Raw genomic sequence first — 24,850 nt, forward strand, 5'->3', positions numbered from 1 at the left:
CTTCTTCCGGTAAAGATGATGGCTAAGGCTAGCAGTTCTGATAATAGCACCCTACTTTGGTATAACGCCCCAGCCCAGCAGTGGCTGGAGGCTCTGCCTATCGGAAACTCTCATCTGGGAGGTATGGTGTATGGCGGAACCACGGACGAGAATATCCAGTTGAATGAGGAGACTTTCTGGAGTGGCGGTCCTCATAACAACAATAGCAAGAAATCCCTGGAGAATCTGCCAAAGGTGAGGGAACTCATCTTCAATGGCAGGGAAGAGGAGGCGGCTGCTCTCATCAACCAGACCTTCATCCCAGGTCCTCATGGTATGCGCTTCCTGCCGATGGCAAATCTGCATATCACCATGAAGAATCAGGGAAAGGCTGAGCAGTTTGTGCGCGACTTGGATTTGAAGAGGGCGATTGCCACGACTTCTTTCGTGATGGATGGCGTAAGATATACCCGTACTACCTTTGCTTCGCTGGCTGATGGCGTCATCGTTTGCCACATCAAGGCGAGTAGAAAGGGTGCCCTGAATATCGATGTTACCCTGGATTCGCCTTTTGAACATCAAGTTCAGAAAACGCCTTCAGGGATTATGCTGAAGGTGAAGGGACAAGACCAGGAAGGCATCAAGGCGGCTCTCACTGCCGAATGTGTGGCGGATGTGAAGACGGATGGCACCGAGGCAACCATCATCGTGAGTGCTGCCACTAATTTTGTGAACTATCATGATGTGTCGGGCAATGCAGCCCAACGCAATGCCGACTATATAAATAAGGTGAAACTGATGAGCTATGCACAGTTGGAGAAACGCCATGTGGAGACTTACCGGAAGCAGTTCGCTACTTCTTCTCTGGTTCTGCCAGCCGATATCAATGCTTCGTTGCCTACCAACCAACGCCTGGAGAAATTTGCGGGCAGCAAGGATATGGCGATGGTAGCGCTGATGTATAACTATGGTCGCTATCTGCTCATCTCCTCTTCACAGCCTGGTGGACAGGCGGCAAACCTGCAGGGCGTTTGGAACGACAGCAAAAATGCACCTTGGGACAGTAAATATACCATCAACATCAATACGGAGATGAACTACTGGCCTGCCGAGGTAACGAATCTCGGTAACACCACGGAGCCTCTGTATTCGCTGATTAAGGATTTGAGTGTAACGGGAGCACAGACGGCTAAGGAAATGTATGGCTGCCGTGGCTGGATGGCACATCATAACACCGATATCTGGCGCATAGCAGGTCCGGTGGACGGTGCGCAGTGGGGCATGTTCCCGAATGGCGGAGCCTGGCTCACCACCCATCTCTGGCAGCATTATCTCTATACGGGCGACAAGGCTTTCCTCAAGCAGTGGTATCCGGTAATAAAAGGTGCTGCTGAGTTCTATCTTGACTATATGCAGAAGTTGCCGGGCACCGAATGGAAGGTAACCGTGCCGTCGGTGAGTCCGGAACAGGGACCTATGGGTAAGAGAACTGCCGTAACGGCTGGTTGCACGATGGATAACCAGATAGCCTTCGATGCCTTGAGCAGTGCTGTGAAGGCTTCTGAGATATTGGGGGTTGATGAGGCTGAACGCAAGGCGATGCAGCAGCTGATTTCTCAGATTCCGCCAATGCAGATAGGAAAATACGGACAGTTGCAGGAGTGGCTTGTGGATGCGGATGATCCGAAGAATGAGCATCGCCATATCTCGCATCTCTATGGATTGTATCCATCCAATCAGATTTCTCCTTTCTCTCATCCGGAACTGTTCCATGCCGCTGCCACCACTCTGAAGCATCGTGGCGACCAGGCTACGGGCTGGAGTCTGGGTTGGAAGACGAACTTCTGGGCACGCATGCTCGATGGCAATCATGCTTTCAGAATCATCAGCAATATGCTTCGCCTGTTGCCATCAGATGCGCAGGTAAAGGAGTATCCTGAGGGCAGAACCTATCCGAATCTCTTCGATGCCCATCCGCCATTCCAGATAGACGGTAACTTCGGAGTAACAGCCGGCATCGCAGAGATGCTCCTACAGAGTCATGATGGAGCCGTGCATCTCTTGCCGGCATTGCCTGATGCCTGGAACGAGGGAAGTGTAAAGGGACTTCGTGCCCGTGGCGGCTTTGTGGTGGATATGGACTGGAAGAATGGCAGACTGATGAAGGCGAAGATTCGCTCCACCATCGGAGGTGTGCTGCGTCTCCGCTCCTACGTTCCGCTTAAGGCGAAGAATCTGAAGAAGGCTGAAGGAATATGTCCCAATATCCTTTTTGCATCTGCAGAAGTGAAGCCTGTAATGGAACAGCATCGGATAGCAGAAGGAGTGAAGGCCCCTATTCCTGACGTATATGAATATGACTTGGAAACAGAACCAGGAAAGACTTATCTGATTAAATAATGTTCTAAAATTACATTTGTTGCCATAAAAGTATCATTTTGTCCACCTCTGGTTGGATAATTATTCGTACTTTTGTGGCAATATTTTTTATAATAATCTTTTAAACCTATAAATGAGAATGAAGAAATTATTATTTGCAACCTGTTGCATCGCTTTTTTGAGCGGTTCTTTGGGAGCAGCGGCGCAGAAAAAATCTGCAGCCAAGAAGGTTCTGACACAGACTTTGAAAGGGAAGTCTTGGTCGGCTGATAACGGTAATGGTACCTTTACCAATCCTTTGTTTTACGACGAATTTTCTGACCCTGATATCATCAGAGTGGGGGAGGATTATTATCTGGCGGGTACCACGATGCACAGTGTTCCAGGATTGGTAGTGCTCCATTCCAAGGATCTCGTAAATTGGGAGTTCTCTTCCTATTGCTTCGACCGATTCGATGATTCTGATGATTTCAATCTCCGCAATGGCAAGGAGGCTTACGGACAGGGTATCTGGGCGCCTGCTATCCGATATCATAACGGCAAGTTCTATATCTTCTCCAATATCAACGGGCATGGATTGCAGGTGTATATCTCGGACAGTGCCAAGGGACCTTGGACACATCATAAGATCAATGGCGATATCTACGACCTCTCTGTGCTCTTCGATGAGGATGGTAAGATTTATGCCGTGCACAAGTATGGCAACGTGACCGTTACGGAGTTGAAGCCCGATTTGAGCGGTCCGGTAGAGGGCAGCAGCAAGGTGGTGATTCCGGAAGGCAATGCGATGGGGGAGGGACATCATGTGTATAAAATCAATGGTATGTACTATATCCTCTCTGCCGATTATTCACCGATGGGGCGTATGCAGTGTGCCCGAAGCAAGAGTATCTGGGGACCTTACGAAACCTGTGTAATCAGCGAACGCGAATCGTATGGTTATGCTGCTGGATGGAGCGTAGGTAACATGGGTATCGGTCGTCCTTTGCCGGAAGATGGTTTCAGATTCCAAAACAACCAGCCTAATGGAGTTAATCTGGGTTGTGCTACCATTCACCAAGGCGGTATCGTACAGGCTCCGGACGGAAAATGGTGGGGCGTTTCGATGCAGGACTTCAATGCCGTGGGTAGAACGGTATGCCTTTCGCCTGTCACATGGGTGGATGGCTGGCCTTACTTCGGATTGGAGAAGAACCTGGGTCGCTCGCCTCGAACCTGGTTCAAACCGAATGATGCGGTGAAGACACCACAGGCTCCATACGATAGATGTGATGATTTCTCGGGAAAGACTTTCAAGCCGGTTTGGCAGTGGAATCATAATCCGAACGACAAGATGTGGTCGCAGAACAAGGAGCGAAAAGGATGGCTCCGTTTGCATTCTATGCCTGCCAAGCAGCTGCTCTGGGCAAAGAATTCGTTGACGCAACGTGCCATCGGTCCTGTATCTTATACATCTGTCAAGCTGGATGTATCCCGACTGAAGATGGGGGATGAGGCTGGACTCGGTGCTATGAATACGCCATATGCTTCATTGGGCGTGATGAAGACGGAAAAGGGATTAAGTCTGAGATGCTACGACCAGAATACCAACAAGGAGGTGCTGAAACCGATTGCCAAGAACAAGGTGATATGGTTGCGCCTTTGGGGTGATTATGATAAGAGTCTGCTGCAATGTTCCTACTCTCTTGATGGAAAGACTTGGGAGAATATCGGAGAGCAGATGCTTTCTCCTTATCAGTTGAAGACCTTCCAGGGTGTGCGTGTAGCGCTGTATGCCTTTAACAAGACGGGAGTGAACGGCGGCGTGGCTGATTTTGATGACTTCAAGGTAGAGGAACCGATGGCTGACAGAACTGCTAATCTGCCTATCGGAAAGACCATCCGACTCTTTAATCTTGCTGATGGTAACCTGATGAATGCTACCGGTCATGGACTGATGCATAGCTCCTCGAACATAAAGGAGATGAGCAATGGAGTGAAATTCATCATCGAAGACCGTGGACAGGGCAAGATTGCACTGAAAACTGCAGATGGACGATATGTATATATCGCAGGTGCTGGCTTGTCAGGCGATGTGCGTCTTACTTCTGATGCTTCTCATGCAGAGGAGTTTTTATGGCAGGATATGCTTTACAACCGCTGTATGCTTCTATCACTGAAGACCCAGCGGTATATAGGCAAGCATCCTACCGACGGCAGTCCTTATTCTGCTGATTTCCAGGGCGCTGATGCTGGTATGAAAAATGGCTGTGTCTTCTCTTGGGAAGTGGTAGAGTAGGCTACTCGAAATAGAATGTCAATGCAATTATCTTACTATGAGCTCCTTTAGCTGCCAAGGCATAAGGGAGCTCATTCTTGTTTTTGATGTGCTCGGGATGTTTCTTGTCGAAGGAATCTGTCAATCCATACATAAACTTGAGTTCCGGACGGAGCTTGAAAAATGGCATGTAGAAATCGCAGCCTACGCCCAGTTCGAGAAATATTTCCGATTTCTTGAGCTTGATGTAGTCTGACTTGCTGCTGTTGAGGTTCATCATCGGATTGATGCCCGCCATCACGTAAGGTCGGTGATTATTGAACCGCTCGGCTGCGAAAATCAGGTCCATAGCGGAAGAAATATAGGCAGTCTTCATCTCCTGATGCTGCACGATGGCGTTTCCGGCACCATCTTTCTCCAAGAGGTTATAAAAGGTGAGGTGACGAGTACCGAAGTACATGGCAGGGGCTATGCGGAACTGGAAGCTTCTGTTGAGACGGAATTCTCCTAGTACGCCAACGGTGAATCCCATATCCCAACGGTCTTGATCTACAGTGACATGAGAAGGCTGCTCGATACCGTTGGCATCGATGTATTGGGTGATTCCGGTATTCTGGAATTCCATATCTTGTGCATGTGTTCCGATGAGTACACCGAAATGGAATGGGCGCAGATCGGTATAAGGGCGATTCTCTACCGTCCTAAGCTGTGCCATGCCATTGATACCTGTATAGAAGGCTATTAGAGCCATCAGTATGATTCTCTTCATATTTGCTATTTGTTCTTCGTTATTATTAATAAACGGCAAGGTTGGCTTCTTATTGTACTAATTTATTTCGATAAAGTATAAATTGAGTAAAATCAAGAAAAAAGTCATACCTATTTGTAGGTATATCGAAAATAATTGTTATCTTTGCACCATCAAAAGTAGGTAATAACCTATCTCTAGATTAGCATAGATACAGAAACATTATTAACATTTTAAATATTTATAATTATGGCATACGTAATTGGTGACGATTGTATCGCTTGCGGTACATGTATTGACGAGTGTCCATCAGGTGCAATCTCTGAGGGCGAGAAGTATTCAATCAACCCAGATCTCTGCACAGAGTGCGGTACTTGTGCTGATGTTTGTCCTAATGAGGCAATCAGTCTTCCATAATTTATTATGGAAAGATACTTTTAGTTACAATAAAACATTGAGAGCGGTTCCTTTGGAATCGCTCTTTTCGTTTATGGTCTGATTCATATCACAAAAAAAGGGGTGAAAGCCATATCACATAGCTATCACCCCTTTAATTATGTTCTTGTTTCGTAATTTACTGTGCCTGCTGCTCCTCGTCAAGACCTAAGGCCTTCTTTGCGAGAGAGTTGTTTGGATCAAGCTTGATCAGCTTCTCGAAGTATGGCTGAGCTGTTGTCAGGTCCTTCTTAGAACCCCAGTAGATGTAACCAGCGTTCTTGTAAGCCTGCATCAGGTAGCCCTTCTCATCCTCATCATACTGCTTGCTCTCAAGTTCCTTGATAACCAATTCATAGTTAGCAAGAGCCTTGTCGTCCAACTCGTTCTGGAATGCGATGTTGGCAGCCTGGAGGTGAGCGTATGCCTTCAGCTGTGGATACTTCTCAGCGAAGCTGTTATATACGTTGATAGCCTTATCAACGTTAGCCTCCTTCTGATCGCCACCCTTCTGAGCCTTTGCATTGTAGATCTCTGCCATCTTTACATAGTCTGATGGTGACACGTTAGGGTTCTTATCCATATATGCCTGTGCAAATTCGATAGCCTTATCCTCGTTGCCCATACCCTTATATGCCTCAGAGATGTACTGATATGGCTTGAAGTCTTCCTTGTTTACCTCCAGAGCCTTGTTGTACTGCTCCAAAGCCTGGTCGAACTGCTTGTTGCCAGCGAGTGCCAGACCGTAGTAAGAGTAGATACTAGAGTTCTTCTTGATATCGTTGTTAGCCATAATGCTGTTAGCATACTGGAGAGCCTCAGTAAAATTCTGTGTATCAACTGATGCACGCATAGCCAGAATCAAGAAAGCTGTATCCTTAGGATACTTCTGCATACCCTTCTTGCAAAGGTTGAGAGTTTCATCCTTCTTGTTCAATACGTATGTAGTGAAGCAGTACTCGTAGAAGATGTACTCTTCCATTGTATTCAAGTTAGCCTTAGAGAAGTTCTCATAAGCCTTGTCGTAGCTACCGATAGAGTAGTAGTTGTGACCAGTTTCTGCCTCGATAGGGTAGTTCGGATCTACAGTTCTCAACTTGTTCAAAGCCTCTGCAGAAGCCTGTGGATCAATCTTGCGGTAAACGTTAGCGTAGCTGATGTAACCCTGAGGATTCTTAGGATCCATAGTCATACAATTCTTATACCAAGAGGCAGCCTCACCACCATTGTCCTGCATAGCGTAGATATCGCCCTTGAGGATATAAGCATCACCACAGGTCTTGTACTTAGTGATGACAGCATCAGCTACAGCCAGGGCATTGGTGTAGTCCTTGTTGATGACGAGGGCATTACCCAAAGCAACGAGTGCCTTAGGATCCTTCTTGTACTCCTTCTGATACTCCTTGAGAACCTTGGCAAAAGCCTTGGCATCTACGTTACCAGCCTTCAAAGTTGCTTCTATTGGCTTCAGAGCATCCTTGTAGTTAACGTCCTGAGCCATTGCAGGAGCCGCCAAACCCATGACGAGCAAACCTGCTACTAAATATTTAACTGCTTTCATAATTCTACTTTCTATCTAAACTTTTAACGTTTAACATTAACTGTCTTAATCGTAATATCACCTCTGTAAGGAAGTAAGCCTGTCTTGAAGAGGATAAGCTGTCCCTTAGGATTGGAAATGTAGTTGGCAAAGCTCCAAGGCAATGCCTTATGAGGGTCAACCACGATAGCGTATATAGTTCTTACGAATGGATATCTTCCATCCAACAGGTATGCCTGGTAAGGTTTCCAGCTGTTCATAGGGGTAGCTTTCTCCTTGATGGATACCTGCATTACATGAATATTCTTCTTAAAGGTTGTGTTGGTGGAATCGCGTCGGTCGTTCAACCAATTTGATCCGATAACACCGATAGAACCTGGATTCTGGTCAACGAAGTCGATGACCTGCTTACTTGTTTTTGCAGCCATGATCTTCGCACCCATCTTTTCGCCGTGGAGAACGGAATCTACCACGAAGTTGGTGGTTGCAGAGCGGGTGTTGTCGAAGATGACCTCGATATCACCTCTCTTTGATCCAGGAACAATATCACTCCATTTGGTCGCCTTTCCGGTAAGGACACGCTTAATGTCATTCACTGTGATGCAAGTATCACTATTATTCTTGTTGACAATGAATGCCAAACCATCGTATCCGATAGGGAAAACGGAAGGAATCACATTGCTCTTCGATTTCAAGTATGCAATCTCACTATCCTTCAGATTACGGGTAGTAAAGAGGAGTGCTGTCTTGAAATCCTTGATCATCTGAAGTCCAGTGACTTCATCTGTGTATTTTGGTTTGAGCTTGGCCTTTGGGTACTCGAACTCAAACTGACTTCTTTCTTCGTCAATGATAGGACTCAAACTCTCATCAGCCACAAACTCAATTGTGCCCGAAGTAGGAGTATCAGTTCTACCATCTTTGGCTTTCTTCTCGCCACAAGACGAGAAGAAAGCCATTGATAGTACTGTTAATCCTATATAAATATAAGATATTCTTTTCATTCTATTACTGCAATCTAAATACAACTGGTACAGTATACTTAACACGTACAGTAGAACCATTCTGCTTACCTGGAGACCATCTAGGCATGCTCTTAACGACACGCTGTGCCTCACGGTCAAGTGAAGGGTCAACAGAACGAGCTACCTTCACATCAGAGATAGAACCATCACGCTCTACCACGAATGAAACGATAACACGACCCTGTACGCCGTTCTCCTGTGCTACGACAGGATACTTGATGTTGCTAGCCAGATACTGCATCAAAGCGCCTTGTCCACCAGGGAATGAAGGCATCTCCTCTACAACATCGAAGACCTTAGTTGCAACCTCAGGTTTTGGAGCTGGTGGTGGAGGTGGAGCTGCTACCGCAATCTCACTTCTCACTGCTTCCACTGTACGGTCCTTCACACCTTCCTTGTTTTCTGTACCGACAGCAACCTTTTCGTCCAGTTTATCCATCTGCTTAACCTGGTTTTCCTCTTTTACGAGTTCATCCTTCTTGATGACAGGTGCAGTAAATTTCTGAGTTTCGCGAGCCACAGGTATCTCCTTCTTAGGTTCAATCTTTGGCTTCACTGGCTCCTTCTTCTTTTCTTCCTTCTTAGCCTGCTGCTGGAGTTTAGCCAACTCCATAGCTTCCATATATGCCTGCTGTTCTTCAGCTTGTTTCTGTTCGATAACTTTCCAAGCCAAGAATCCACCCACGAGAGCTGCAGCAATGACCAAGATCAGAAGAGACTTGATGTTTCGACCGGAAGTACCCTTACGGAGCTGGTATGCACCATACTCCTTGTTCTTTCCGGCGAAAACCATTTCGACCCATTTAGGATCGTAAAGATCTATTTTTGCCATTTCTTTCTTGTTTAAAATTGTTTGTTACTCATCTTACATCTTAACGTGTCTAGACTCGAGAAGCTTCTCATCGTCTGCGTTAATCTTATCGATGACGTAAGTACCAATGTTTGAAATCTGCATTTCGTCGAGAGCGTCAACCATATTCTTGTAAGAAGCGTTGTCGGTTGGCTTGATGACGATGGTCAGAGTAGGGATCTTACCATCCTTCAAGTTACCTGCCTTCAAATCGCTGAGCTTCTTCTGATAGATGCTATCAGGATACTGCTTAGGATTCTTCTGACGATCCATGTTCAACTCCTTAACAGCGAGCGCAATTCTTTCTACTGGACGTGTACCATTCTCTGTAGCGTGCTCTCTCAAGACCTTACGGATACCCTGGCTACCCCATGTTGTCTCCTTGATCCATGTAGGATCGTTGTAGTTAGGGATACCAGCACCATAATAAATCTTGTTATCAGCTGCTACGTAGAGGGTAATAGTCTCAGAAGCTTTCGCCTCGTTCTTCTGGTCATCTTGAGTATTCTCGTCATTACTTGGCATAGTCAGCTCCATAGTCTGAGGTTTGCTCAAAGATGTACACAGCATGAAGAACGTGATAAGAAGCATGAGCATATCCACCATAGGCGTAAAGTCTACGCGGACATTCATTTTCTTTTGTTTGCTTTCTTTCTTTGCCATTTATTCGTCCCCCTGTTGTTTTAACTGTGTAATCATATAGTAATGACTCTCATCCATGTCCTGGAGTTCGTTCATCACTCTCTTCACTGTCTTGTAAGGTGTAGAAGCATCTGCCTTGAGGGCAATCTTGATTTCTTCGTTAGCGTTACGAGCAGCGTCAACCCACTGCTGGAACTCGCTCATGCCACCCTTGATACTGTCGAGAGGAATACCCTTAGTCTGGAGATACTGTGGACGCTTTGCTGCGTTCATAGACAGATAAGTGCTCATGTCACTCATAGAAACACCGAATGTACCCTCGCTCTTGAATGTCTCAATCTGCTTAGGGGTCAAAGACACGCCGAAGTTGCTTGTCATTGTGCTCAGTGCTGCTCCCAACTGATCGGTATTATCAATACTCATAAATACTTGGCCCTCGCCGGTTGGTTTTCCGGCCTTGTCCTTTTCAGGACTTACCAAGATGGTCAAGACACCATTCTCAGGCACCTTAATCTCAGACACAGAACCTGGTGTGTTTACCTTCACTGGCTCATTCTTTACGAATGTAGAGGTGAGCATGAAGAAGGTAAGCAACAGGGTCATAACGTCTGACATAGGCGTCATATCGATCCAGATGTCACTCTTCTTAATTTTTACTTTACCCATAGCGATAAAATTTAAAAGGGTTAGCAAAAATTAAGCCTCTTCTGCGTGGTTAGCTTCGTATGTCTGAGCAATTGAGTAACCTACCTCGTCGAGTGCGTATGTCAACTTATCAACCTTGTTTGTAAATGTGTTGTAAGATACTACAGCACACCAAGATGTCAAAATACCGAATGCGGTGTTGATCAACGCCTCAGAAATACCTACAGAAAGTGCTGCTGAGTCAGCGCCACCACCTTCACCCATGGCCTGGAATGACTTGATCATACCGGTTACAGTACCAAGAAGACCTGTCAATGTACCGAGAGTTACGATTGTAGCGATGATAGGCAAGTTCATTGTCAAAGTTGGCATCTCCAACTGAGTTGCCTCCTCGTGAGCCTGCTGGATCTTAGCTACCTTCTGAGCCTTCTTCAAAGATGCATTAGCACCAGACTCCATAGACTTGTAAGCGTTCAAAGAAGCCAATACTACGTTAGCAACTGTACCGCGCTGCTTGTTGCAGAGCTGCTCAGCCTTAGCGAAATCGTTAGCGTTCAATGCAGACTTGATGTTTGCTACGAACTTAGGAAGAGCACCTGTACCTGTAGCGGTCTTAAGAGCCAACCAACGCTCGATAGTCATAGCCAACACTGTGAGCAACAATGTGTGGATAACTGGTACGATTACACCACCCTTGTAAATTGTACCCCAAATGTCTGCTGGGTGATCCTGGATACCTGGATCCTGGAAGTGCATGTCGTTACCGAACCATGTGAAGAACAATGTGAATGCGATGATAGCACATACCACGATGATCCAGAATGCGCCTCTTACTCCCTGAAAGCCCTCAGACTTCTTAGCTGGGGCTGCTTGTTTTGTAGTTGCCATAATTTTTACTTTTTTAAATTATTAGTTAATAAATTATTAATATTTCTTATTTATTTCTCGCTCTATTTTAGTTGTTTTGTATGCCTAGTTTGTGTTGTCTTGAATAAACACGCTTAGGTTATCCAAATTCCTTTGGCAAAGATAATAAATATTGAGAAACTATCGTCCTAATTAAGAAGTTTTAACGAGATATTGGCTCATTTTTTACCAATATCTCGCTTTTTTCTTACAAAGTTGACCTTTTTAGGACTCTTTTCTCCTATTTTTATTTCAATTTGCTCAGAGCTTCCTTGATGCGGCGGATTGCCTCTACGATGTTTTCATCGCTTGTAGCATAGCTCATGCGGAAGCAGTCTGGATCACCGAAGGCATCTCCACCTACTGTGGCTACGTGAGCCTCCTCCAGGAGGTACATTGCGAAATCTGTAGAGTTGTTGATGGTCTTCTCACCATTGCTCTTGCCGAAGTAGCTGTTGCACTTAGGGAAGAGATAAAAGGCACCCTGTGGCATATTGACCTCAAGTCCTGGAACCTCCTTGGCGAGCTTCACGATGAGGTTGCGGCGACGCTCGAAAGCTACGCGCATCTCCTCTACAGCACCCTGGTCGAGTGTGTAGGCTGCCTCAGCTGCCTTCTGGCTTACTGAACAGGTACCGCTGGTATATTGACCCTGCAACTTGTTGCATCCCTTGATGATCCACTCTGGACCAGCGAGGAAACCGATTCTCCATCCTGTCATAGCGTATGCCTTGGATACACCATTGGCGATGATCACCTGCTCCTTCATGCCAGGCTCCTGTGCAATGCTGTGATGCTTGCCGATATAGTTGATGTGCTCGTAGATCTCGTCTGCCAACACAAATACCTCTGGGTGCTTCTTCAGAACCTCTGCCAGTGCAGCCAGCTCCTCCTTGGAATATACGCTTCCGGTAGGGTTGCTTGGTGAACAGAGAATGAGCATCTTGGTCTTTTCGGTGATTGCGTTCTCAAGCTGCTCGGCTGTCATCTTGAAGTCCTGGTCGAAACCTGCGTTTACGATGACTGGAGTACCGCCTGCCAATTTTACCATCTGTGGGTAGCTTACCCAGTATGGTGCAGGGATAATTACCTCGTCGCCAGGGTTTACGAGTGCCAGTACAGCGTTGCACACGCACTGCTTGCCACCGGTGCCCACGATTACCTCGTTGACTGTGTAGTCAAGTCCGTTTTCTTTTTTCAATTTGGCAACAATAGCTTTTCGCAAGTCAGGATAACCAGGAACTGGTGAGTAACGTGAGAAGTTCTCATCAATAGCTTTCTTCGCAGCCTCCTTGATATTGTCAGGCGTGTTGAAGTCTGGTTCACCTACACTCATGTTAATTACATCGATACCCTGAGCTTTCATTTTACTACTCTTCTGTGACATCGCCAGCGTTGCTGATGGTGCCAATCTGTTAAGACGATCAGATAATTGTGCCATAATTTTATTTTATTGTTAATTAATCGTGTGCAAAATTAAGCATTTTATTTCTTTTTCGGAAGAAAATTATTCGTTATTTCGCGATTTGATGCAAAATAATAACATAATTTACATTATCCGAGGTGCAAAGTGTGCCCCATGCGGTCTCTCTTGGTCTTGAGATAGCGCTCGTTGTACTCATTTGGTACTACTTCGATAGGCACATTCTCTGTGATTTCGAGTCCATAAGCCTCCAGGCCAACACGCTTTACAGGGTTGTTGGTGAGCAGACGCATCTTGTGCACGCCGAGGTGGCGGAGCATCTGTGCGCCGCATCCGTAGTCACGCTCATCTGGCTTGAAACCGAGGTGTACGTTGGCATCTACGGTATCGTATCCTTCTTCCTGCAGTTTGTAGGCTGCAATCTTGTTCATCAATCCGATGCCTCGGCCTTCCTGCTGCATGTAGATGACTACACCCTTTCCGGCTTTCTCGATCATCTGCATCGCCTTGTGCAGCTGCTGTCCGCAGTCGCATCGCTTGCTTCCGAGAATGTCGCCTGTGGCGCAAGATGAGTGTACACGGACCATGATAGGTTCATCTTCCTTCCATTCACCCTTGATGAGTGCCATGTGCTCAAGTCCGTTGCTGGCCTGGCGGAAAGGAATCAGACGGAAGTGTCCGTATTCTGTAGGCATATCTACCTCTTCGCCCACCTCAATGAGCGATTCCTTCTTGAGTCTGTACTCGATCATATCCTTGATAGAGATGATCTTGAGGTTCCATTCCTTTGCCATCTCCATCAACTGTGGAAGGCGTGCCATGGTTCCATCTTCGTTCATGATCTCCATGAGGGCGCCTGCAGGATAGAGTCCTGCCATTCTGCAGAGGTCAATGGCAGCCTCGGTATGTCCGCTTCTTCTCAATACGCCGTTGTCCTGGGCATAGAGAGGATTGATGTGGCCAGGGCGACCGAATGTCTGTGGCGTAGATGCCGGATCAGCGAGTGCCTTGATGGTCTCAGCACGGTCGTGGGCTGAAACACCGGTAGTACATCCCTCTAGCTTGTCCACGGTGATGGTGAATGGGGTGCCGAGCATAGATGTGTTGTCTGATACCTGATGAGGCAAGTCGAGTTCCTCGCATCGGCTCAGGGTGATAGGGGCGCAGAGCACACCTCTTGCGTTCTTGAGCATGAAGTTTACCTTCTCTGCGTCGATTTTCTCTGCGGCGATGATGAGGTCGCCCTCGTTTTCGCGATCTTCGTCATCTACAACGATGACAAACTTACCTTCCTGGAAGTCCTTTACTGCATCTTCGATGCTATTGAGTTTGATATCTGCCATTTGTTTGATACTTTTTATAGTTACATTTCTTTTATCTGACTGATGATGTTTGCATTACTCTGCTTGATGGTGTTCAGATCACGGTAGAGCCGGATTCTGAATCGCCACATTCTCAGGTAGAGTACGATGCCCACAGGCACGATGATGGCTGCGAGGATGTTGAGCCACTGGCGTTCGAATGGGCGGGTATGAGCCTTCGTAGCGAGGATAGGGTAGAGGTTGAGATTGTGAAGGATGATCTTGTTCCGGGTATTGGTCAGATCCTCTATCACGTTTTCAAGCTCATCGCTGATGCGTTCAATCTCGTTGTCGGGCTGGTATTTGAAGAACACATTGATGAAGTTTGGAAGTTTCTTCAGCTCGTGTACCTTATTATATATATAGATATCGCTGTTGAGCTTTTCCAGTCGCTGTGCATCTTCTGTATATTTCGGCTCTTCGATGATGACCTCCTTGCCGAAGACGTGGCGTTTGATACGGAGACCGAGCAGTTTCATGAAGAACATCTTATACATCTCCATATTGAACACCGTAGAGTCGTTGGTTGCCTTGTAGGTGACGAATACGGCGATTGGTGCCAGTACGGCTGGAGCCAGTCCTTGACCGAACCAGATGGTCCAGGTTCCCAGTCTCGACATTCGGTAGCCCGTATTGTCGAGGATGTAGAAGATGATGAACACGAATACGGAGATGATGACCGGGAATCCCAATCCACCCTTTCGGATGATGGCACCTAGTGGGGCTCCGATGAAGAAGAAAATCAGGCAGGAGAGTGCCAGCGTGAACTTCTTGATAGCTTCTATCTTGTGTTGCCTGATGATATAGTCGGCATCGCTCGTAACCATTGCCTTGAAGTTGAGGTCGGTGAGCTCCTGCTGTGCTGTCATCTGTGCATCATTGAGTGCCCGGAGTTTCTTGTCGTTCGAGAGCTTATTATATAAGGTGTCAAAATTCTCCGTTTGTCCCTTCTTGATTTCTTTCAGCGAATCTGCCTTGTTTACCTGCGCCGTGCGGTAGAATCGGGCATTGGCTTCCGAAAGATAGTTCTTTCCTATGGAATCATACAGTCCGTTGATGGAGTCGATGGAGTGGAAGATCTCCGACAGACTTTTTCCCTTGGCATTGTTGGCAAGCGACGAGGCATCGGTAAGGTTGAAGTCGGCATCAAAGTCGAGCACGATCTTCTTGGAAACGAAGGTCTCTCTTCTGTATGGTACGGCAGCACTGTTGCCGAATTCACTGCTCTTCATATTCTCAAACCATTCTCCGCTGTAGAGACTCAACACGAGGTGCTTCTTCTCGGCTGTACTTTGCAGCATTCCCGAGTCGGCAAGGATGATGGCGGCATCTTCGTAGCTGTCTGTCATGCGATAGATCATGATGCCGTAGAGCTTTCCTGTATTCATATCCTTCTTCTGCACATAGAGGTTGCAGTTCGGGATTCCATCGTAGAAGATGCCTTCCGGGATTTCCAGTTCCGGACTCTTCTGCTTCATGGATATGAGGAGTTGTGCCAGCTTCTGGTTGGAGTGCGGACCTACATTGTTCTGGAAGTAGAAGGAACCGAACATAATGATGACGGTGATGACGATGAGCGAGCGGAAAGCCTGCATCAGAGAGATGCCGGCAGCCTTGATGGCAGTGAGCTCTGAACTTTCGCCGAGATTACCGAAAGTCATCAGTGAGGAGAGGAGGATGGCAAGCGGCAATGCCTGAGGTACGAGCATCAGACCCATGTACCAGAAGAACTGCGCCATCACGTCCATCGAGATTCCCTTTCCGATGAGATCGTCGATATATCGCCACAGGAACTGCATCATCAGCACAAACTGGCAGATGAAGAAAGTTCCCATGAAGAGAAGTCCAAATTGCTTGGCTATAAATATGTCTAATTTCTTAATTCTAAGCATTTCTTTTTTTCTAGTAAGCTGTTTTCTCATCATTTCGAGGTGAACAGCTATCGTTTCAGCCTGCAAAGTTACACAAAAAAATTAGAAATCCTTTCTTTTTCGCTTTTTTTATATATATAATAGGTGTAAATAGGTTGAGATTTGGGCAAAAAAAAGAAAAAACAAACTTTTTTCGAAAATTTCTCCGAAAAAATTTGGTGGAATCAAATAATTGTTGTACCTTTGCACCCGCAAATCAGAAATGACTTGTAAAGGATGGCGGGATAGCTCAGCTGGTTAGAGCGTCGGATTCATAATCCGGAGGTCGAGGGATCGTGGCCCCCTCCCGCTACATTGAGACACTAACTTATTTAGTTAGTGTCTTTTTTGTGCGCCAAACGTTTCCACATTTTTCCACAAAAGTCTTGATAAAGTTTTCCACAGGGGTGTTGATAACTGTGGAAAAGAAATATACGTACCTGATAATCAGTTTAGCCTTGTTCGGATAACGATTGTTGATAACCGAATCTCCTAAAAGTTCTTCACATTTTTTATTCATACTTTTCTTGCATTTTTCAAAAATAAATAGTAAATTTGTCCCCAACTAAGAATTTGAGTCTTTATGAAGCAGCAACAAGTTTATAATTTGAAAGAGTTTGCCGCTCGACACCATCTTGAAAGTATCTTTGGGGCTTATGCCGCACATATTTATATAGACGATCTATGCGAAAAGGATTTTATAGAGATGGCTCAAGAGCGCACCCTGTTCACGAAACTCGTGTTGGTGACTAGGGGAAACATTAATATGGGGGTACTTCAGCAAAGTACTGAAGCCAATGATTCCGACAGGACGCTTTCGGCAGGTGAATTGCTGGTCGTCTCGCCCAAGTATGTCATTGCTTTTTCCGAGATGTCGGCGGATTTTGAGGCTGAGTGCATCCTGGTGGATGAGGAGATTACGGCCGATGTGGTGTATCAGTTATCGGATGACAAGCAGAAATCTGCCATTGATATCTTTCACATGATTCGTGATATCGTGCGCCATCAGTACATCTACAAGGTAGAGATGATTCAGTCGATGGTGAATGTTTTGAAGCTTCTGGTTTCGGAACTTCCTTACGAGAATGTATCGGTGACTCGTGATTTACGTCATAAGAAGGAAGTTTATGAGATTTTCCTTCATCTTCTGTATCGTCATTTCAAGACCGAGCGGCAGATCAGGTTCTATGCCGACAAGTTGAATGTCTCAGCACCTTATCTATCCAGGATGATCAAGGATATTTCGGGAACCACCGTGAATGATCACATCACCTCCCTGCTCTATAAGGAAATCTGTAATCTCCTGAAGCAATCGGATATGACGATGGGAGAAATAGCAGACCATCTGCATTTCAGTGATCAGAGTGCTATGACGAATTTCTTTAAGATGAGAGCGGGAATGACGCCGCTAGCATATCGGAACCAAGGCTGATGTTGAAGGCTTTTGCCCTTACACGGCGTTTAAGCTTTATGTATAACAAATAACCTGTAAGCTATATTCTTTTGGTGAGAATACGCTTACAGGTTTTTGTTTGTCAGTTAATCAGCTGACTGGTTATGGAAAATTTATTTCAGGGTAAATTTGTGTGACTGCAACATCTCCTTAGGATCGAGTGCCTTGTCAAGCTCTTCCTTGCTCAGAATGCCCTGTTCGATGACGATATCATAAACGGAACGGCCTGTTGCGTGAGCTTCCTTGGCAACCTTCGTACTTTTCTTGTAGCCGATGATAGGATTGAGGGCAGTAACGATGCCGATACTGTTCTTTACCATCTCGTAGCAGCGCTCCTTGTTGACGGTGATGCCGAGGATACACTCAGAAGTCAAAGTCTCGATAGCGTTCTTCATCCATGTCAAGCTCTCGAAGAGGCTCTCGGTGATGATAGGCTCCATTACGTTCAACTCCAACTGACCAGCCTCTGCTGCGAAGCTTACAGTAGCATCGTTACCGATTACCTTGAAGCAAACCTGGTTGGTTACCTCAGGGATAACAGGGTTCACCTTACCTGGCATGATAGAAGAACCTGGTGCCTTGGCAGGGAGATTGATTTCGTTCAGACCGCAGCGAGGACCAGAAGCCATCAAACGGAGGTCGTTACAGATCTTAGATAGCTTGATTGCCAAGCGCTTCAGAGCTGAAGAGTAGCTTACGTAAGCACCGGTATCAGGGGTAGCCTCTACCAGGTCGGTAGCTGTTTCGAAGTTTTCGCCAGTCAACTTGCTGAGGTTGGCAGCACAAAGCTTAGCAAAGCCAGGAACTGCGTTCAAACCTGTACCGATAGCAGTACCACCCATATTGATCTCATGCAAGAGCTTCACGTTGCGCTCCAGATTGAGGATTTCCTCTTCCAGGTTGTTGGCGTATGCATTGAATTCCTGACCGAAAGACATTGGAACTGCATCCTGCAACTGGGTACGGCCCATCTTGATAACGTCTGCATATTCGTCTGCCTTGTAGCGGAATGCGCTGATCAAACCAGTCAAAGCACCTACCAGGTGTGTATTCATACGAATCAAAGCCAAACGGATAGAGGTTGGGTAAACGTCGTTGGTGCTCTGTCCACAGTTGCAATGGTCGTTAGGAGAGCAGAACTGATAGTCACCCTTCTCGTGACCCATGATTTCGAGTGCACGGTTAGCAATCACCTCGTTGGCATTCATATTAACAGAAGTACCTGCACCGCCCTGTACCATGTCGATAGGGAAGTTCTCATGCCATTTGCCTTCGATGATCTCGCGGCAAGCCTGAGAGATAGAACCCGAAATTTCATCGTTGATCACACCGAGGGTATGGTTGGTCTCGATAGCTGCCAACTTCACGTAAGCGATAGCGATGATGAAATCAGGGTAAGCTCTCATAGTCTTACGGGAAATGTGATAGTTGTTGATACCGCGCTGTGTCTGTACACCGTAAAGTGCTTCAGCAGGAACTTTGAGTTCACCTAAAAGGTCTGACTCTATTCTAAAATTTTTAACTTCAGCCATAATATAGTTAGTTTTGTTGTTTATACTAATGTTATCTATTCTCTAGTTATTGTATTTTTTTATTGATTCTCTGTTTTCGGAAGAAGGAGTTGTTTTTCCTTTGTCCGCTGCAAAGATACGATGATTTCTGTAGATTCTCTTTATAAAAAATGAACCTTAATTTGTAAAAAACGCACCAAATGCGCTAAAATCCAAAAAAAAATAGTAAATTTGCACCGTAACTCTTATAGAGGCAACTCTTTTAGAGCCTATCAATCTATAAATTTAAACAATACAATATATATGAAACGATATTTATACCTTATTGTATATATAGGTTTGGGACTTTCTTTGGCAGCATGCAAGCAGCAGCCAAAGAAGTTTGTCATTGGTGTATCCCAATGCTCCGAGGATATCTGGCGCGACAAGCTCAATGATGAGCTGAAGATGGGAGAGTATCTCAATGATTCGATTATCGTGAAGCTTGCTTCCTCTAATGATGACAATGTGTTGCAGAACAGGCAGGTTAATCAGTTTGTGGATGAGGGCGTGGATTTGCTGGTCATCTCTCCTAATCAGTTGAGTGCGATTTCCAAGGCGGTTGAGCGTGCCTACGAAAAGGGAATCCCGGTGATTCTGTATGATCGTTTCTCCAATACCGATAAATATACTGCATTCATCGGCTGCGACAACTATCATATCGGTAAGTCGATGGGTACCTTTATAGCTCAAAAGCTTCAGGGTAAGGGACGCATTGTTGAAATCTGTGGATTGGATGGATCTTCGCCTGCCATGGAGCGCCATCTTGGTTTCATGGATGCCATCAAACCATATTCGGGTATCCAGTTGATTGCTTCTGAAGGAGGCAACTGGAAGGAGGAAGGAGGCGTTCAGGCAATGAAGCGCATCCTGAAGAAGACACAGGATTTTGATTATGTCTTTGCTCACAACGATCGTCTGGCATGGGGTGCCTACGAGGCAGCCAAGCAAATGGGGCTGCAGCATCGTTATGAATTTACGGGTGTTGATGGAATGGCTACCAAGGGTGGTGGCCTGGAGCTGGTGCGCGATGGCATCTTCGAAGCTTCCTATCTTTATCCTACCAAGGGTGATGAGGTAATTGCCTTGGCGATGAAGATCCTGAAGCATCAGCCTTTTGAGCGGAAAAACTATCTCAGTACATCTATCATTACCCAGGAAAATGCGGAACTTACGTTGATGGAAGCCAGAGACGCTGAGCGACAGGCACATAATCTGAAGGCTTTGCATAAACAGGTGGATCGGTATCTTTCTGACTATAATTCCCAGAAAGTGATGTTGATAGGCTTGTGCCTGTTCCTGCTGGTTTGTATTGTCGCTGCAGCTATGATTTTCCGCAGTTATGTGGTGAAGGCTAAACTGAATGAGGAACTGGCGAGAACCAATGGAGAGTTGAAAAGAGTGAATGGGGAATTGGAAAGCAAGAACGCGGAGTTGAAACGACTGAACGAGGAGGTGTTGGAACTCACCCATTCCCGCCTGGTGTTCTTTACGAATATCAGTCATGAGCTTCGTACCCCATTGACATTGATTGCCGATCCTGTGGAAATGCTGCTGGAGGACAGTGGTATCAAGGGAAAGAGTCGTGAACTTTTGAAGATGGTGAAGCGTAATGCAGTAGCTCTCCAGCAACTGGTGAGCAGCATCCTCGATTTCCGAAAGATTCAGAACGGAAAGATGGAGTTGACGCTCTATCGCTTCGACCTGGTGAAAGCTTTGAAAATGTGGGTAGGCGATTTCCAGCTTACTGCTGAACGCAAGCAAATCAAGCTCCATTTGGATATAACTGATTCTGTCGGTTCTCAGGAGGTGGTTGCAGATAAGGAGAAGATAGCTCGTGTTGTCTTCAATCTTCTGAGTAATGCCTTGAAATATACACCTGCCGGTGGCGATATATTCGTATCTCTGAAAGATGAGAATGGAAAGTTCCGCCTGGATGTGCGAGATACCGGCAAGGGTATCTCGCAGGAAGAGGCTGGCAAGATTTTCGAGCGTTTCTTCCAGGCTAAGGGAGCAGCAAGCGGTACGGGCATCGGCTTGGCTTTGGTGAAGTCGTTTGTAGAATTGCATCATGGCGAGGCTCGTGTAGAAAGTGAGTTGGGTAAGGGATCCGACTTCTTCGTGGTGATTCCTCGTGAGCAGGAGGATAAGTCGCTAGTTATCCACACTGATGTGGATAATGTGGATAACTCTGTAAGTTTCTCTTTGTCAGATGATAAAACGTTGGTAGATGAGGCTAATCTGCAATATATCGATGATGGAGAGAGAAAAAGTGGAAAAGTACAGCAGTTGCTTAGCGATAACACGAATAAGCCAACCGTCTTGGTAATTGACGACAATAATGATATCCGTCAGTACGAACATACCCTCCTGCAGGATGATTATATTGTTTTGGAAGCTGCCGATGGTAAGGAAGGTCTGGATGTTGCCAAGAAGGAAGTTCCTGACCTGGTGATCTGTGATGTGATGATGCCGGTGATGGATGGTCTGGAGTTTACGCAGAATCTGAAGACCCATACGGCAACCTCTCATATCCCTGTCATTATGCTTACGGCTAAGAATCTGGAAGAGCATCGTGCCGAAGGTTATGAACATGGTGCCGATTCCTATATCACCAAGCCATTCCACAGTAAGGTGCTCCTGGCACGTATAGAGAATCTGCTGAGGCAGCGCAAGCTTCTGAAGCATCTTTTCCAGGGTACTCTGGAGGCAGAGCAGGAAATTGCCGATTCTCATCTGGAAGATCGCGATAAGCAGTTCCTGAAACAGCTTCACGCCATCATTCAGAAGAATCTCTCGGATAGTGAGTTTGGCGTCGAGGATATCGGTAAGCAGATAGGCTTGAGCCGCGTCCAGCTTTATCGCAAGGTGAAGGCGATGACGGGTTCTTCTGTCGTTGATCTGCTCCGCAAGGCTCGCTTGGCGAAAGCAAAGCGTTTGCTGGAATCCCGCAGTATGAGTGTCTCCGAGGTTGCCTATGATGTGGGCTTCTCTGCTCCTTCTTATTTCACCAAGTGTTTTAAGGATGAGTATGGTATGTTGCCGGGAGATGTAGGAAATGTATAATATGACATCATATAATTTACGTAGTTTCTTATAATAACTAATTTTCAGAAGAAAATGAAAAGAAAATCACTTTTATTACTATTTGTATGTCTCACCTTGCTGGCACATGCTGTCAAGGTGAACGTAAAGAATGCCGTAGATTTCGTCAATCCACTCGTGGGTTCAGATTCCAATCCCGAGCTTTCTACAGGAAATACTTATCCAGCCATAGCAATGCCTTGGGGTATGAACTTCTGGGTTCCTCAGACCGGAAAGATGGGGGATGGATGGCAATACACCTATTCTGCTAAGAAAATCAGAGGATTGAAGCAAACGCATCAGCCAAGTCCTTGGATCAATGATTACGGTCAGTTCTCTCTCTTGCCTACCGTGGGTAAACCGGTCTTTGATGAGGCGAAGCGAGCCAGCTGGTTCTCTCACAAGGCAGAGAAGACTACACCTTATTATTATAGTGTCTATCTGGCAGACTATGATGTAACGGCAGAGTTGTGCCCTACGGAGCGCGCTGCCTTGATGGCTTTCACCTTCCCGAAGACTGATCAGGCAAATGTGGTGATTGATGCCTTCGACAAGGGAAGTTGCATCCAGGTGATTCCTGCTGAACGGAAAGTAATCGGTTTCTCTACCCGCAACAGTGGGGGAGTACCTGATAATTTCCGCAATTACTTTGTCATCGAGTTCGATCACGACTTTGATGCATTTGTCAGTGTGAAGGATGGTCAACTGATTTCTGCTAACGAACAGAAGGGAAACCACGTGGGTGCTATCATCACTTTCAAAACAAGTCTGCGTGGCGAAAAGATTCAGGCACGTGTAGCTTCTTCGTTTATCAGCAGCGCCCAGGCCATGCAGAATCTCAAGGAACTGGGACAGGCGGATATGGATCAGCTCAAACAGCAGGGCCGTCAGCGCTGGAACGAAGTTCTGGGAAAGATAGAGGTAGAGGATGAGAATATCGATCATCTCCGTACTTTCTATAGCTGTCTCTATCGCTCGTTACTTTTCCCTCGTGCTTTCTACGAGAAGGATGCTGCTGGCGAAATCGTGCATTACAGTCCTTACAATGGTACGGTTCAGAAGGGCTATATGTTCACGGATACTGGTTTCTGGGATACTTTCCGCTGTCTCTTCCCGCTTCTCAACCTGATGTATCCTTCAGAAAACGTGAAGATTCAGGAAGGTCTTGCAAATGCCTATAAGGAGAGTGGTTTCCTGCCAGAGTGGGCGAGTCCGGGTCATCGTGGTTGTATGGTAGGTAATAATTCAGCCTCTGTGGTAGCCGATGCTTATCTTTCCGGTTTGCGCGGCTATGATATGGAGACTCTTTGGCAGGCTGTGGTTCATGGTACCCAGGCTGTTCATCCTCAGGTAAACTCTACCGGACGTTTGGGATATGAGTATTACAATAAGTTGGGTTACGTGCCATACGATGTGAAGATCAATGAGAGTGTAGCCCGTACCTTGGAATATGCTTACGATGACTGGTGCATCTATCAGTTGGGTAAGGCTTTGGGTAAGTCGGCTAAGGAGCTGAAGCCTTTTGCCAAGCGTGCGATGAATTATCAGAAGGTGTTTGATAAGGAAACGAAGCTGATGCGTGGCAGATTGAAGGATGGCAAGTTTATGTCTCCTTTCAATCCTCTGAAGTGGGGTGATGCCTTTACAGAGGGTAATGCATGGCATTATACCTGGTCGGTATTCCATGATCCTCATGGATTAATCCAGCTGATGGGTGGTAAGGATGCTTTCAATCAGATGCTCGATTCTGTCTTTATCCTGCCTCCTGTTTTCGACAACAGTTACTATGGATATACGATTCATGAAATCCGTGAGATGCAGGTGATGAATATGGGAAATTATGCACATGGCAACCAGCCTATCCAGCACGCCATCTATCTCTATGGCTATAGCGGTCAGCCTTGGAAGACTCAGTACTGGATTCGCCAGGTGATGGACAAGCTCTATACGCCAGCTCCAGATGGTTATTGTGGTGATGAAGATAATGGTCAGACTTCAGCCTGGTATGTTTTCTCGGCGATGGGATTCTATCCTGTTTGTCCTGGAAGTGGTCAGTATGTGTTGGGAACTCCTTATTTCAAGTCGATGAAACTTCATTTGGAGAACGGCAAGGAAGTAAATATCCAGTCGGAAGGCAAGGGATGCTATGTGGATGAAATGTTGCTGAATGGCAAATCTTACCAGCATAACTATCTTGATATGCGTTCTTTGATGCAGGGAACACAGATTACCTATAGACTTTCTGAGCAACCAAACTTGCAGCGAGGTACTCATAAAGATGATGCTCCTTACTCTTTTTCAAGGAAATAACCGATAGCGATTCAAAAAATCGTTCGGGAAAGGTGCAAAAATCGTTCATTTTCGATGAAAAGAGTGCAAAGTACCTTTTTTTTTCTAGTTTTTGAACGATAATTATCCATGACTTTCGCTAAATCTTCATACTTTTGCACCAGAAATTTGAAGTTAATAAGTGTTTCAAGTATTTGAGGTAGTAATATTTGCAAGTTTTTAAGTTTAGGTTTTAATGGTTTAAAAGTTTAAGGTTTAGTAAGTTCATAGGTTTAGTAAGTATATAGGTTTTAGTTATTTAGGTTTATAGGATTGTTTTTCAGAGGTAATTAGTTTCTTTTAGGTAAAAGATTGTTTTGGGAAAATGTTAGTTA

Annotated in this window: 17 protein-coding genes and 1 tRNA gene; 7 read left to right on the forward strand and 11 right to left on the reverse strand. The window is 45.9% G+C overall.

What is annotated here, in order from left to right:
• The first annotated feature begins 15 nt into the window (after positions 1-15).
• Positions 16-2,379, forward strand: coding sequence for a glycoside hydrolase N-terminal domain-containing protein (locus DXD25_RS09625; RefSeq protein WP_233522258.1), 2,364 nt, complete (start codon positions 16-18; stop codon positions 2,377-2,379).
• 118 nt (positions 2,380-2,497) lie between these two features.
• A complete protein-coding gene (locus tag DXD25_RS09630) occupies positions 2,498-4,636 on the forward strand; it encodes a family 43 glycosylhydrolase (RefSeq protein WP_117663289.1) in 2,139 nt (712 codons plus the stop codon).
• 1 nt (position 4,637) lies between these two features.
• On the opposite strand, the gene DXD25_RS09635 is transcribed toward DXD25_RS09630, so the two are convergent.
• Complete coding sequence (locus tag DXD25_RS09635; protein ID WP_089544805.1) at positions 4,638-5,384, reverse strand: porin family protein; 747 nt, start codon at positions 5,382-5,384, stop codon at positions 4,638-4,640.
• Between the two features lie 228 nt (positions 5,385-5,612).
• Here DXD25_RS09635 and DXD25_RS09640 point away from each other — a divergent pair, with 228 nt between their 5' ends.
• Positions 5,613-5,780: a 4Fe-4S binding protein gene (locus tag DXD25_RS09640; protein WP_006849139.1), complete on the forward strand. Its 168-nt coding sequence runs from the start codon at positions 5,613-5,615 to the stop codon at positions 5,778-5,780.
• Between the two features lie 157 nt (positions 5,781-5,937).
• On the opposite strand, the gene DXD25_RS09645 is transcribed toward DXD25_RS09640, so the two are convergent.
• The 9 genes from DXD25_RS09645 to DXD25_RS09685 form a co-directional block, all read right to left on the reverse strand.
• On the reverse strand, positions 5,938-7,359 hold the full coding sequence (locus tag DXD25_RS09645) for a tetratricopeptide repeat protein (RefSeq protein ID WP_117663291.1): 1,422 nt from the start codon (positions 7,357-7,359) through the stop codon (positions 5,938-5,940).
• 23 nt (positions 7,360-7,382) lie between these two features.
• Positions 7,383-8,342 carry a PstS family phosphate ABC transporter substrate-binding protein gene (locus DXD25_RS09650; RefSeq protein ID WP_089544803.1) on the reverse strand — a complete coding sequence of 320 codons (960 nt, stop codon included), beginning with the start codon at positions 8,340-8,342 and terminating at the stop codon, positions 7,383-7,385.
• A gap of 4 nt (positions 8,343-8,346) precedes the next feature.
• Positions 8,347-9,195 carry an energy transducer TonB gene (locus tag DXD25_RS09655; protein WP_089544802.1) on the reverse strand — a complete coding sequence of 283 codons (849 nt, stop codon included), beginning with the start codon at positions 9,193-9,195 and terminating at the stop codon, positions 8,347-8,349.
• 33 nt (positions 9,196-9,228) lie between these two features.
• A complete protein-coding gene (locus tag DXD25_RS09660; protein WP_089544801.1) occupies positions 9,229-9,876 on the reverse strand; it encodes a biopolymer transporter ExbD in 648 nt (215 codons plus the stop codon).
• A complete protein-coding gene (locus tag DXD25_RS09665) occupies positions 9,877-10,521 on the reverse strand; it encodes a biopolymer transporter ExbD (protein WP_089544800.1) in 645 nt (214 codons plus the stop codon). It abuts the gene before it with no gap.
• Between the two features lie 30 nt (positions 10,522-10,551).
• Positions 10,552-11,388, reverse strand: a complete 837-nt coding sequence (locus DXD25_RS09670) for a MotA/TolQ/ExbB proton channel family protein (protein WP_117663293.1) — start codon at positions 11,386-11,388, stop codon at positions 10,552-10,554.
• Between the two features lie 265 nt (positions 11,389-11,653).
• On the reverse strand, positions 11,654-12,847 hold the full coding sequence (locus DXD25_RS09675; protein WP_117663295.1) for a pyridoxal phosphate-dependent aminotransferase: 1,194 nt from the start codon (positions 12,845-12,847) through the stop codon (positions 11,654-11,656).
• Positions 12,848-12,960: 113 nt separating this feature from the next.
• A complete protein-coding gene (locus tag DXD25_RS09680; protein ID WP_117663297.1) occupies positions 12,961-14,172 on the reverse strand; it encodes a bifunctional 3,4-dihydroxy-2-butanone-4-phosphate synthase/GTP cyclohydrolase II in 1,212 nt (403 codons plus the stop codon).
• A gap of 20 nt (positions 14,173-14,192) precedes the next feature.
• Complete coding sequence (locus tag DXD25_RS09685; protein WP_117663299.1) at positions 14,193-16,082, reverse strand: LptF/LptG family permease; 1,890 nt, start codon at positions 16,080-16,082, stop codon at positions 14,193-14,195.
• Positions 16,083-16,339: 257 nt separating this feature from the next.
• On the opposite strand from DXD25_RS09685, the gene DXD25_RS09690 reads away from it, so the two are divergent.
• Positions 16,340-16,413, forward strand: a tRNA-Met gene (locus DXD25_RS09690).
• Positions 16,414-16,866: 453 nt separating this feature from the next.
• Positions 16,867-17,532, forward strand: a complete 666-nt coding sequence (locus DXD25_RS09700; RefSeq protein WP_187360466.1) for an AraC family transcriptional regulator — start codon at positions 16,867-16,869, stop codon at positions 17,530-17,532.
• Between the two features lie 134 nt (positions 17,533-17,666).
• Here DXD25_RS09700 and DXD25_RS09705 read toward each other — a convergent pair whose 3' ends face one another.
• On the reverse strand, positions 17,667-19,085 hold the full coding sequence (locus DXD25_RS09705; RefSeq protein WP_117663305.1) for an aspartate ammonia-lyase: 1,419 nt from the start codon (positions 19,083-19,085) through the stop codon (positions 17,667-17,669).
• 282 nt (positions 19,086-19,367) lie between these two features.
• On the opposite strand from DXD25_RS09705, the gene DXD25_RS09710 reads away from it, so the two are divergent.
• Positions 19,368-22,169 carry a substrate-binding domain-containing protein gene (locus DXD25_RS09710; protein WP_117663306.1) on the forward strand — a complete coding sequence of 934 codons (2,802 nt, stop codon included), beginning with the start codon at positions 19,368-19,370 and terminating at the stop codon, positions 22,167-22,169.
• 54 nt (positions 22,170-22,223) lie between these two features.
• Positions 22,224-24,497, forward strand: a complete 2,274-nt coding sequence (locus tag DXD25_RS09715; RefSeq protein WP_117663309.1) for a GH92 family glycosyl hydrolase — start codon at positions 22,224-22,226, stop codon at positions 24,495-24,497.
• Positions 24,498-24,850 lie beyond the last annotated feature (353 nt).

Origin of the sequence: Prevotella sp. TF12-30, assembly GCF_003436715.1 — a bacterium.
Taxonomy (GTDB): domain Bacteria; phylum Bacteroidota; class Bacteroidia; order Bacteroidales; family Bacteroidaceae; genus Prevotella; species Prevotella copri_A.

Coding starts and splice junctions, on each gene's coding strand:
- DXD25_RS09660 (WP_089544801.1), bottom strand. CDS start 9,876: ATGGCAAAGAAAGAAAGCAAACAAAAGAAAATGAATGTCCGCGTAGAC.
- DXD25_RS09640 (WP_006849139.1), top strand. CDS start 5,613: ATGGCATACGTAATTGGTGACGATTGTATCGCTTGCGGTACATGTATT.
- DXD25_RS09635 (WP_089544805.1), bottom strand. CDS start 5,384: ATGAAGAGAATCATACTGATGGCTCTAATAGCCTTCTATACAGGTATC.
- DXD25_RS09700 (WP_187360466.1), top strand. CDS start 16,867: ATGGGGGTACTTCAGCAAAGTACTGAAGCCAATGATTCCGACAGGACG.
- DXD25_RS09715 (WP_117663309.1), top strand. CDS start 22,224: ATGAAAAGAAAATCACTTTTATTACTATTTGTATGTCTCACCTTGCTG.
- DXD25_RS09650 (WP_089544803.1), bottom strand. CDS start 8,342: ATGAAAAGAATATCTTATATTTATATAGGATTAACAGTACTATCAATG.
- DXD25_RS09675 (WP_117663295.1), bottom strand. CDS start 12,847: ATGGCACAATTATCTGATCGTCTTAACAGATTGGCACCATCAGCAACG.
- DXD25_RS09630 (WP_117663289.1), top strand. CDS start 2,498: ATGAAGAAATTATTATTTGCAACCTGTTGCATCGCTTTTTTGAGCGGT.
- DXD25_RS09645 (WP_117663291.1), bottom strand. CDS start 7,359: ATGAAAGCAGTTAAATATTTAGTAGCAGGTTTGCTCGTCATGGGTTTG.
- DXD25_RS09685 (WP_117663299.1), bottom strand. CDS start 16,082: ATGCTTAGAATTAAGAAATTAGACATATTTATAGCCAAGCAATTTGGA.
- DXD25_RS09625 (WP_233522258.1), top strand. CDS start 16: ATGATGGCTAAGGCTAGCAGTTCTGATAATAGCACCCTACTTTGGTAT.
- DXD25_RS09710 (WP_117663306.1), top strand. CDS start 19,368: ATGAAACGATATTTATACCTTATTGTATATATAGGTTTGGGACTTTCT.
- DXD25_RS09665 (WP_089544800.1), bottom strand. CDS start 10,521: ATGGGTAAAGTAAAAATTAAGAAGAGTGACATCTGGATCGATATGACG.
- DXD25_RS09680 (WP_117663297.1), bottom strand. CDS start 14,172: ATGGCAGATATCAAACTCAATAGCATCGAAGATGCAGTAAAGGACTTC.
- DXD25_RS09655 (WP_089544802.1), bottom strand. CDS start 9,195: ATGGCAAAAATAGATCTTTACGATCCTAAATGGGTCGAAATGGTTTTC.
- DXD25_RS09705 (WP_117663305.1), bottom strand. CDS start 19,085: ATGGCTGAAGTTAAAAATTTTAGAATAGAGTCAGACCTTTTAGGTGAA.
- DXD25_RS09670 (WP_117663293.1), bottom strand. CDS start 11,388: ATGGCAACTACAAAACAAGCAGCCCCAGCTAAGAAGTCTGAGGGCTTT.